This is a genomic window from Paenibacillus sp. oral taxon 786 str. D14, from assembly GCF_000159955.1.
Taxonomy (GTDB): domain Bacteria; phylum Bacillota; class Bacilli; order Paenibacillales; family Paenibacillaceae; genus Fontibacillus; species Fontibacillus phoenicis.
This window is the reverse complement of the sequence record NZ_GG695979.1, coordinates 1-11,878: the sequence shown is the minus strand read 5'-3', so window position 1 is coordinate 11,878 and position 11,878 is coordinate 1. Positions and strand designations below refer to the sequence as shown.

Below are 11,878 nucleotides of genomic sequence, written 5' to 3'. Positions count from 1 at the left end.
CGATCCCCCGCGCCGAGAGTCATGCTCGTCGTCCCACTCCCTCACGGTCGGCCCGCCTACTCCATCCATCTGCATGGAGTATTGCCCCTGATCGCACACCTCCGCTTTAGCACCCAAACCTCTCACTTTATTAATGCTCGATAAGGCTCTTTTTCCCGTGGCCCCGACCTTTTTCTCCATCCACATTCCCGTCCTCATCTCCCTTTCCGTATCCTTTTCTAATTCCAATGTGTCCTCAATCCGTCCCGTCAACCTCATTCCCATCCTGGGATCCCCGCTATTCCCGCTATGTATAAACATCCGTCCCCATGCCGTGACTTGGCCATCCTTCACCAGCCACCCCCGGTGCCGACCTACCAGGGCACCCTCATCTAACGGCTCAGCCGGATGAATCAGCCTAGCCTCCGCTTTGATTTCCTCCTGCAAGGTCCGCATCAAAAAATGATCCCATTCCCGCTTTGCCCACCGATCCATCTCACTGAACGCCTTGAAGGAATCTCTAGCCTCAACCGCCCAACCGAACGGTAACCCTTCCGATAATAAATAGATTGCGTGCGCCCCCCTATCTATCCACCACAACAAGTCAACGTGCAAATCCAAACTCGCACGAAGCTGCCATCCTGACTTAGTGCGTACGGCATACAGACTCCCTCTCACAATTTCCACCGTCCTCCTAATTTCTAACATCTTTATCCATATTTCAACAGTTTTCGGATAATTCCTCTTTTTCTGATCTTAGTTTTTTTCAATTTCAAAATTTCTCCGTTGCTTCGACTTCTTTCACCAAAATCCTCACACCTCATGTCGCATCTTGTACTCAATAAAGCGCCCATATTGAGGTACCCTAATGACCCCGAGATACCTATCGCCCCACAATAGAATTGGCTTCACGTAACGGAACTGAGTGACCTTATTTGCCTATTTCCCGGCTATTTCCCGGGATAACGGAACCTGCAGACCTTATCCGGCCAAAAAGAAGGTAAAACTCCCACACATGGTGCAAATAAGGTCTCCTCGTTCCGTTAAAATCCCCATTCTTGCAATCCCAGGCAAATAACGCCTCTGAGTTCCGTTAGAACGGCCACCACTTCGAGCCCAGGTGCACATTGTGCTCTGCATATTACAAGTTACTCATGTCTTCTAGGCACTGCTCGTAGCTCTCATCATCACTCGTACTCACTCCCCGCCGCCCAACCCGCTTCACACCACTGACCACCACCGTCCACCTCCAATGCCACTTTCTGATTTTCCTATTACAACCTCTTGTTACTGCTCTGCCTCCCACTTCCCGTCACCTTATTTACTCACCTTCACACCCAACCTCCTCAATCCCCCCCAACCGCATCCTTCTCTCCATCCACATCAATCTGGACCTCAGAGCTCCCCGCCGCCCCATCTCACCCGTAAAAATGCAAAAAAGCACACTCCTCGGCTTCTCGCCATAAAAGAGTGTGCTTCACACTTTAATCTGCGCATAGCTATGCGCCTGCTTAGTCATATGTTGTTTACACATGGACATATGGAATTTTGTCCGCCTCCCGCGGTACGCGAAGGTCGATGCAGACCGGCGCGTCCTCGGCCACCATGGCCGCATGCGCTTCCACATCCTCTTGCTGCACCACCGCCAAACCGATGACGGTGAGCTCTATCCCGCCTTGCTTTTCGAGCTTCCGCAAGATCGCCAGCGTATCGTCCTGCGAGCTTTCGTCCAACACCGTGACCTGCAGGGATAAACCACGCAGCCGCGCATACCACGAGAGCGCCCGCAAATACCATTCCAATTGGTTCTCATGATTGCTCGTCACCAAAATATAATGAACCCTGCAATCCTTCCGTTTTCCCTGCCGAACCATTCCGTGCAAAACATGGACCAACGCCGCAGCCAAGCCGTAGCTGAGAAGGATCCAGCCAATATAAGAAACCACCGTACCCACCTCCCTTATAGCGACAATATATGCCGCCGCCAAGAGGTCGGTTACTGGGCTCGCACAGAAGGAGCCGCAGAGCAAGGTATATCAACAAATCCGTTAGCCTTCCACCCACTATGTATATTGGCCGGTGCCGTTCGTTCGAGAGGCGATCATGATGCAACCGGGACACCAAAGCAGTCAAGACACTGGATGTAACCGCAACTTCGCCTCACTTTTCAAGATCATGAATAAAATGGTAACCCCGGCCGCAGACAGCCTCCTGTCCGTTTCCCGCCAAGCCTCCAAAACCCAGCTGCAGGACGGTAAGCACCATTTGGAATCCCCCTGCAGTCTTACAGGGTGACCCAACCGAACTTAATCGCATTAATAACCGCTTGGGTGCGATCGTCGACGTCCATTTTTTGCAAAATACTGCTGACATGATTCTTAACCGTCTTCTCACTAATAAACAAATGTTCGCCAATCATCTTGTTGCTGCGGCCTTCCGCCATCAAGCGAAGCACTTCGGCCTCCCGGCGGGTCAGCGGGTTGTCGTCGCCGGCTACGAATTTCACGCCTGCTTCGCGGATCGCGGTATCCTCGGCAATCGCTCCCGTTTCGCTCAGGTATTCCATCCGGCGCAGCTGCTGAATCAATTTGCCCGTCACCTTCGGGTGAATGAACGCATTGCCCTCTGCCACCGTGCGAATCGCATTGATCAGAGACTCCGCCTCCATATCCTTGAGCAGGTAACCCGTCGCACCTTTGCGCAGCGTTTCAAAAACATAACTCTCATCGTCATGAATCGACAGGATGATGACCTTCACATCCGGCAGCGCCTCGCGCAGCTCGGCCGTAGCGTCCACGCCGTTCAGCAATGGCATGTTAATGTCCATCAGTACGATTTCCGGCTGAAGCTGCAAGCAGCTTTCCAGCACCTGGGCGCCGTCGCCGCATTCGCCAACGACTTCGATGTCTTCCTCCATATTCAAAATCCGCTTCAGACCCTCGCGAAATAACTGGTGATCGTCCGCCAGGAGAACTTTAATCACTTGTCTGGTTCCACTAGTAAGACTATCCATCCTGGTACTCCTTTCTCTTATCTGAGTTGGTTGGGATATGAATGATGATTTTCGTGCCCAAGTTGGCCGCCGATTCAATTTCCATCCGGCCTTCGAGCAGCTCCACTCTCTCCCGCATGCCTATCAATCCAAAGTGTGTATGCTCTTTCGTCTTCTGTTCCAGCTGATCCACTTTGAAGCCTAACCCGTTGTCGGTTACCACAATCCGGATCATTTGTGCCTGGTACGTGATTTCAACGCCCACATAAGTTGGAAAAGCATGCTTCGCCGCATTGGTCAACGCTTCCTGCACCAGCCGGAAGATCGCCGCCTCCATCGGAGAGGACAACCGGTGCTCTTTCCCCCGGGTTTCGAAGGTTGCTCTTATCTTCGTTTTTTCTTCGTAGTCATGAACATACTTCCGCAGCGTCGGAATCAATCCCAGATCATCCAATGCCATCGGCCGCAGGTTGAAAATAACCTTCCGCATCTCTTCCAAACTCGAGCGGACCTGCGCTTTCAAATCTACTATTTCGTCCTGCACCAGTTTAAATTCCTGCTTAGCAAGCATTCTTTCTACAATTTCCGTCCTTAGCACTAGATTCGCCAGAAGCTGGGCAGGACCGTCGTGAATCTCGCGGGAGATCCGTTTGCGCTCCTCTTCCTGAGCCAAAATAATTTTCAATCCGATCAACTGACGGTTCTTCGCAGATTCCAAAATCCGGGTCACTTGTCCTAATTCACCGGAAAAATACTCCAGCACAACACTCATCTGCGAGCTGATCGTTTCGGCGCGCTCCACCGACTTCTCCACGTTGCGTGCACGCTTCTGCAGTTCGTCGCGGCGAGCCTTCAGATACATTTCCTTCTCCCGGTAAATGAGCAGGTCGAGCTGGAGCTGGGTTGCTTTTTCATAGGCTTGCTTAATATCTTCCTCGGTATAACGCACGAAGTCCCGGCTGACTTCCGTCAGCCGGATGCGGGACTTCCGATAGTTGACCTCGAGCTGGTCTACCTTCTCTACCGTTTCCGCCGTTTCCTTCATGACATTCTGTAACTCGTTATTGAGCATCTTCAGCTCATTCCGGGCCGAATCTAGTATTTCCAGGATCTGCAGCTTGCTATTTTCCAATACGCTTACAGCGTTATTAATAACGCGATCTATGGCATCCGCTTGAAAATCCACACAATCCTTCTCCGTTTCTTAGTCCGAATAGTCCCAGACTAATCATATCATGATTCGAGGGTAATGGATTTGGTTTTCTGCTCCCAATTTACGCCAATTCCAAGCTGTTCGGAGACCAAACGTAATGGGACCAAAGTCCTTCCATTGACAATAATTGGCGCGACTTCCGCTTTGGAAGAGACCCCATTTAGCAAAAGTGCCTTCTGCCCCACCGTCAGCTCCAACACCGTAGCACCGCGGGTTACCGTGATTTTTTTGGCCGCCGCGTTCCATGCGGCGTTCCCACCAAAGACGTCCAGCACGTACTTGATCGGCACGTAGGTCGTATTGTCCTTAAGCAATGGAGCAACTTCCAGGTTTTGCTTCTTCCCGTTAACCGTCATCGACTTCTGGCCGATCACCATAACAGCCTTCGCACTTGGGAAGTCCGGGCTGCTGCCGCCGGCTGCAGGAGCCGTAAAGCGAACATTGTCAAAAGAAACGCTGCCCGTCAGCGCCCGTTCGTCCTGGCCTTCTTCGACGTTTACGACATAAAGCCGCTTCAGCTTTGCCGGGAATTTGATGTTATTTGCGGTCAGATCCGCCGTCAGCGTCTTCCAGCCGGTGTAATCCATCGGACGCGCGAGGTCGATGTAAACTGGCTTGCCGTCCGCGTCAGACAATTCGGCGCGTACCCAGTTCAGACTCGCATCACCTAACACATCCACCGTCAAAGTCGTTGCATTATCCGGAATCGCTCTGCCGCTTGTGCCGTTAAATTGGGCATAAGCAAACTTGCTGCCGGTACCGCCGGTCAAATCATAATCGAGCTTCAACACTTTGGAGTTTGCGCGCTCTCCGGTTCCTTGCACAATGCTCACGGTTCCTTTGGCTTCAGCCGGAAGGCCGGTGAAGGAGATCGGGTAAGTCATGTTTTCGAAGCTTTCCCAGATCGTTTCAGTGGAAGCCGACAGCACGATCGGTGTTCCATTAAAGCCGTCATAGACGGGCGTCGCATACGCAAACTTCGCCCCATTGTTCACGGACTGCACTGTAAGCACACCGCCTTGTACGCTGGCTTTCATACCGCTAAATGTCCATTTTACCGATTCCGCTGGAACGTCAACCGTACGTCCATCCTTCAGCTTCGCGGTTACAGCCACTGTGACGCTGGTTCCTGCTTGCAACGGAGCGAACGTTGTGCCCGGTGTCAAGCTTTCCAAGTCCGTGCCGCCCAGTACCTTCACATCCATACTGGTTTTCGCTTGCCCGCTGGTAGCGGTAATTTTGGCCGTCCCTGCCTTCACGCCTTTAAAGCCGCTGCCGGTCCAAACCACGTTACCGTTACTAGCCTGCCAGGAAGCTTGGATGCCGCTCGTATCGATCGGATTGTAATACGTGTCATAGCCTTTCAGAGCGTACGGCACGGTTTGCCCGATGAACAACGTGGAAGATCCGCTGACTTTGAGACCAAGCAGCGAACCTTGCGGTGCCGTCGTAAATACACCAAGCCCGTTAGCAACCACACGTTGCCCCGCCGCCCCATTGGACGTCGTAAAAGTGAGCTGCGGTGTCGTTTCTGCCAGCGGCCGCGTGACCATCGTTGTGGAGCCGCCGCCGTCCAGGTTCAAGCCTTTCCAGACACCGATTCCCGTCATGAAGCCTTGCAGCTCCTTCAAGGTGAGGCCGGTGCTGTTGCTGTTTTTCTCGGCGGTAATGATATAGGCCGTTTTCCCGTCTTTGGAGTAACCTACTGCGGTCCGTGCCACGGCGCTGCCTCCGCTGATCGATGTCGTTGAACGGGTAAACGCCGATGCTTTGCCTTGGTCGACCAATAGCGTATGACCGCCGATCATCACTTTCAGATCCGCCGGGTCTACCAGTTGTCCGTCAGTCAAAGATTGCAGCTGATAAATTGCATCCACGCGCTGGCCAACTTGCAGGTGAGAAGCTACATAATCCGCCGCCGTCCCGTGCGCACGCAAAATATACCCATCCGCCGGCACCGGTCCCGGAATTGCCGCTTTGATGGAAATCTGCGTAATCACGCCGCCTTGCACCAGCACCTCGGTTGGTGTCGTTGAGCTGGCCGCCGGACGTTCCTCCGACTTCCAGGCACTCGTATAAATAAACATTTTATTTACGTGGCTGTAAGCCTTGTCCGGTTCAGTCATATAGGATTCCTGGTTGATGCCCGCAAGCGGAAACGTCGAACCGTCCTCGGCGAACACCGTGCCGCTGAAGCCAAAACGGTCGATCAGCGGGGTCCCGTCATTCCGCACGGCAAAAGCATACATCCCCTGCAACTGAGCCGGGCTGGTGACGACTGTTCCTTTCGATACAGCCGATCCCATCGGAACGCCTTGGCCGCCGGTCGCAAAGAAATCGCCGTTTACCCCGGCGACAGCCCCGGTTTCCTTGACCATCCCTTCCACGCTTTGTCTCGTCGTTACTTGTCCCCCTTTGCCGGTCATCACGTCCAGTTGGACGTAAGGATTCGTCAAATCCACTTCAATGACATCGGTCAGCACCTTCACCGGTTTGCCCGACCGGGTCACCGTGTACTCGTATTTCACGAGCTTGGCCCCCGATGTGATCATTTCTTCGCTAAGCTTCACCGTTTGGCTTGCTGCTGCTTCCGCAGTCAAAGCCGGTCCCGTGATCGGTCCAATGCCAATCACAGGCTGAATCCATATCAATCCCGCCAGCGTGACAAGTGCGATGCGTTTGCCGCTCTTTGCCACCAGGTGGGCCAACTTCGAGTTTTGACGTTCGACAACTTCCAGATCCGTATTCACTTGGGTTTGGTTTCTTCCGGTTTCGTCTCTTCTGACTACCATTTTGTTAGACAACTCTCCCATCTGTTCATGCTTCTAACACGCTTCTATAAAGCTAGTCCCTTATTAATAGACTACTTTTAAGCCGAAAAGTTACGAAATTTAGCAAGATTGTTAAAGGAACCTATCAATTTCTTTAACTTTTGTGGAATATCTATGTGGGTAATGTGGATATTGGGGATAAATTCTGTGGAAAACTAGGATAACTTTTGTTCGTTCCTCTTATCGCATGTGCTTAACTTCTGTGGATAATGTGGATTTGGTAGATAACTTGTGAGCAAAACTTTCCCCGAAGGAAGGCCTCGCTCCGCCTTGCTCAACTCCGAACACCGCACTTATGCACATACGCACTTACTCACAAACACATTTACAATCTGCACGCCCCTTCTCGCACCTCTTTTACACGATTATCCCTTTCGTTCAGAAGGGAGAGCTTGAGATTTTTCGGTTCCCTTGGAGCGCCGCTTCACCCAAAGTAACGGTTGCTGGGGCAGCTTCAACTGAGCATCTCTCCCCTCTTCTCCACAACCGGATTCAAACTGATGCAACGGGATAATCCCCGCAAGAGATCTGGCCGCCTACACCCCCTCCTCAGTCAAAAAAAATCCCGACACCTGGGTTCCTCCCCTAGTGCCGGGAAACGTTGTGGATTAAATGTAGTTCAGTTTATCCAGGACACGTTTCAGCATGACCGCCGCTTGCGCACGTGTCGCATTGCCTTGCGGCTGGAACGTATTTGTCGTCACACCTTGAATGATGCCTTCCTTCACGGCTTTGGCCACCGTGTCCTTGGACTGGATCTTGGCCGCGTCCTTGAACTTCGTTAGCGTTGCCGTGCTCGCACCGGTCATCGACGTATTGTAGCCGGCGTATTCCATCGCCCGCACCATCATCAGCGCCATTTGCTCCCGCGTAATGTTGCTGTTCGGCTTAAACGTGCCGTCCGCGTTACCGTTGATAATCCCGGCCTTCGCCGCCGCCCCGATATACGCCGCCGTCGTACCGGAAGAAACGTCCGGGAAGCGACGGGCACTAGCCTCATCCCCGGCCAGCCCCAGCCCTTTCGCGATAAAGACGGCGAACTCCGCGCGGGTAATGTTTTTGTTTGGTTCGAAGTTCGTGCCAGAGTTAGATCTAGGTTCAACAATGAGCTTGTTTGCAAGTTCAAGGATGTCATTTTTAGCCCAGTGTGTGGTCGTATCGCTAAAATAGCTGTAACCCAATGCAGGACCGATCGTCGTATTTCCCGTGATCGTTCCGTCAAACAATAGATTCGCTCCGCTGCTTGTCACTTTGGATGGAACATGGCTCAAAGCACCCGATGTCGTATCATACTGGACCAAGGAAGCTTGGGCTGCTGCCGAAGCTTGCCCCGCCGCCCGGTAATGCAGTTGTCCGGTAAAATCCAAGCTTCCACTGCTTTGAGCGCCTGAAGCGTTCGTTGCAGACACCGAGATTTGGATAGGGTCAGCAATAGATGAGATGTTGATACCTGCTGCTGTCGTCGGTCTTGGCAATTGGTTCTTCGATACCGGCTCCAATTGGATGAACAGGTTCGCGCTATTGATCGAGCTCACCATTAAGCTTTGGTATAGCTCAGAGAACGGGATTTTCTCAATGGGAAGTTCAAACAGCGTGCTTCCGTATCTCACCGCCAAAGAACCCGTTTTGCCGCTATTATAATATTCCATAAAGCCTGACATCGGAATGACTACCTGAGCAGCCTTCTCCGTTGATGGAACTTCAAATACAAGCATTCGGTTGCTTACATTACTGTTGCTAAAATATTTTAAAGTTTCGGCAACCTTCGCACTATCCAACGTGTATTTATTTACGATGGTGCCATTGGTTAATCGAGTGCTGCTTGTCGTTGCTGAGTTAGTCCCAAGCACATATCCGCTCTTCCCAAAGTCGGAAGTGCTCAATGCAGTAAGGTAGGATGGGACCCCATTAGTTGTACCCGTACTTGTTTCCGTATCCGTCAGATTTTGCAAAGTCAAATCGCTGAAGCCCTTAACTTTAGTACCCGTCGATTGATATAAAGGGGTTGCCCCTTCCATATAGGACAGCTTCACCGTTTGAGACTTCGTCACCGGAGAGCTCAGCTTGATCGTTAAGGTATCTCCGCTGATCGAAGTGCTTTGAATCGTCCGGTTGTTCAAATCTACCGCGACATAGAACTGCGAAATGGATAGATTCGAAATCGGCATTAAGCCTCCATTAAACGTCACCGTAATCGTATCTCCCCGCACGATAGCGGAGCGAATCCCTTCCATCACCAATCCATATGATACAGGTTGCAGATCGATATAACCGGCTAAGTTGCCGTTCAGATCGGCGGTTCCTCCTATACCAGAAACGTAAGACAACGTGACGTTTTGCGTCTGTGTAAAAGAGGAAGCTAACGTCAGAATCACTTGATTATCTATAATCTCGACATTTGTGACGTAAACAGGCAAATTGTTAACCAATACAGAGAACTGGCTCTTCATCGGGAGACTCGATGTACTCAAAGCTTCATTATAAGTTAGTACGATCTTATTCCCCGATCCCTCGATGCTCTTAATTTCTGGTGGTTTAGTATCATTAGTATTTTGTACATAATAATCACTAAAAGCTGCAATATTCTGCCCCCGGATGTCTTGCAACGGATACGAACCTGGTGAATATGATACCTTCACAACCTCACCATTGGATACACTGCTGGATAAATACAGCGTGACAATACTTCCACTTTGCGAAATACTTTTGATCCCTTTGGAGCGCCCATCTGCGGTGACGGAGAACTGTCGGTAAGCATTACTCGAAACGCTTTTTAAGTCATCTGAGAAATACAGAGTTAAGGTGCTACCGCTAACAAAACCCTCACTAGGCTTGGGCAGTACAGAATTAATGCTGTTTGTAACATCCCGAGAAAAACTCGCTGCATTGTTGCCCGACTTATCCCGGATTGGCCGGACACTATTTCCAACATAACTGATGGTCACTTTCTGTCCAACCGCAACCCCCGTCTCTAACGTGACATAAACGCTGTCTCCGGATACAGACGCTGAAGATAATTTCCGGGTCTCGCCGTTAACCGTAACGGTGAAGCTCGAAGTTAACAAACTGACCGAGGAATCCAGCGTCTCATTATATTGCAAACGGATCGTAGAATTGCTGTACATCGTTGCATTTTGCAATACTGGAGCGGTTTTATCCGCTGCCACGGTTTGGAACGTCCAGCTTGTGGTTCCCTTTAATCCGGCAAATACAGAGCCAGGTGAAGACAAATCTGTTATAACCCCCGGATCGATATCTACATAATAAGTTGCCCCTGCATCTAAGTTTGACGGAGTGATGATTAACTCCTTTTTGTTGGATGGATTCACTTTTACTGGTGCAGTAACTGGAGTATTTACACCTTGTTTATAGAGTCTCACTCCACCTGAATTACTTAGATAATCAATCTCCTTATTAAATGTAGCCTTAAGTGTGCTTGTTACTGCATTGTTTACACTTTGATCTCTTGGTGACACGGATACGATGCTTAATGTGGTGGAAGCAGTCGTTCCTGTTGTAAAGGTCCACGTTAATACATTACCCGGGAAGTTGTTACCCGCACTATTCAATAATCGATTCCCATCACTATCTTCAAAGGCACCCGCCGGGACTTCAATCGTATAAACCGTGTTTGGAGTCAGGGCCTTTTTAGGCGTAATTGTGATCATTTTGGAGTCACCCCCGGTGACTTCAGGTGATGTAACACTAATAGTTTGTTCGGTTTGGGATCCCTTCTTAATCAGAATGTTCCCGTTTACGGGGTATACATTCCGACTAAAATTAATAGTTAACGTCGTTAACGGGCTGACTCCCGTTGTCGTGGGGGCATACTGAGTCACCCTTACCGGCGAGCCTTTGACAGTGAATGTCCATTGATTTGCATCGCTTATTCCTTGATAAGGTGTCCAATCCGTATCTTTAAAAGCTTGTTTATCGACGAGTACATAATAACGTTCACCTGCTGAAAGCTTCTTTGCAGTAAACTCAACCAAAGATTTCCCATCCGTTTGAGGTGTTATGACACTAGCAACAGCGGGGATGGTTTCTACCGTTTGGTTATCGGAAACCCGGTTAATTTTAATGCTCCCGGTACCGGCTTCCACCGCTTCGCTAAACGTCATGCTAAGGACAAGATTCCCCGAAATTAAAGGAACCGGCTGGCCCGTAGGTGATACAGAGTTGAGGACAGGAGCAGTATTTCCTAAAGATACGGTTGTAAAAGACCATTTAATTTCCGGTAATGGATTATTAGTATCCACTTCAAGAAAAGTTTTTTCAGGGATTGTAACGGTATATTTCACTCCATTTGATAATGAAGGAGGAGTCAGGGTTATTTCCTCAAATTCCTGAACAACGCCTTCCGCTGGTTTTAGAGAGATAGTATCCGAGCTTCCTTCCAAACCGGTGACTGTGATGTCTGCTTCTACAAAACGGATCTTTTTTGCAAATTTGATCTTCAATTTCGCGTTCAAAGGAACGCCCTTCTCTCCGTCCATCGGGCTGATTTCAGTAATCCCGGCTTGATCCGGTAGAGCTGCAGCAATCGCAGTTTTACTTAAGGCAGATAACTTTATATTCGGCATTGCTACCCCCGCCAAAGACCCACTAAATAAATTAGTTGCTAACAGAAGCGCCAAGACACCTGAGATTTTTCTTCTCATTTTATTAAAATCCCCTTTCCTACGACGTGCAATTATGTATGTTAGCCACATAGGCAATTAAGCGCATACCTAATTATATTAACGGCAAGATAAGACCCCAAGTTTAGAAATTAAGAAAAACGCCTGACGGCGTCCTTTAGTTCGTACGATTTAGTTCATACGTGCAAAATAGCCGGGTGTGGGAGAAAAACTTATACCCGGC

The 11,878-nt window shown here is 50.1% G+C and carries 6 protein-coding genes; all 6 read right to left on the bottom strand.

Going from position 1 to position 11,878, the window contains the following annotated elements; translation table 11 throughout:
- On the bottom strand, nucleotides 1-474 hold a 474-nt coding region (locus tag POTG_RS24360; protein WP_198136203.1), incomplete at its 3' end, for a hypothetical protein.
- A 1,031-nt stretch (nucleotides 475-1,505) separates the two neighbouring features.
- Nucleotides 1,506-1,925 (bottom strand): hypothetical protein, encoded by a 420-nt coding sequence (locus POTG_RS13200; protein WP_009225331.1) that lies wholly within the window; start codon nucleotides 1,923-1,925, stop codon nucleotides 1,506-1,508.
- A 338-nt stretch (nucleotides 1,926-2,263) separates the two neighbouring features.
- A complete protein-coding gene (locus POTG_RS13195; RefSeq protein WP_009225330.1) occupies nucleotides 2,264-2,992 on the bottom strand; it encodes a response regulator in 729 nt (242 codons plus the stop codon).
- The gene (locus POTG_RS13190; protein ID WP_009225329.1) at nucleotides 2,985-4,157 is read right to left on the bottom strand and encodes a sensor histidine kinase; all 1,173 of its coding nucleotides are present in this window, start codon (nucleotides 4,155-4,157) and stop codon (nucleotides 2,985-2,987) included. Before POTG_RS13190 ends, POTG_RS13195 begins: the two co-directional genes overlap by 8 nt.
- Before the next feature lie 47 nt (nucleotides 4,158-4,204).
- Nucleotides 4,205-6,997: a stalk domain-containing protein gene (locus POTG_RS13185; RefSeq protein ID WP_009225328.1), complete on the bottom strand. Its 2,793-nt coding sequence runs from the start codon at nucleotides 6,995-6,997 to the stop codon at nucleotides 4,205-4,207.
- Nucleotides 6,998-7,623: 626 nt separating this feature from the next.
- A complete protein-coding gene (locus tag POTG_RS13180; protein WP_157273442.1) occupies nucleotides 7,624-11,676 on the bottom strand; it encodes an Ig-like domain-containing protein in 4,053 nt (1,350 codons plus the stop codon).
- Between the last annotated feature and the right edge of the window lie 202 nt (nucleotides 11,677-11,878).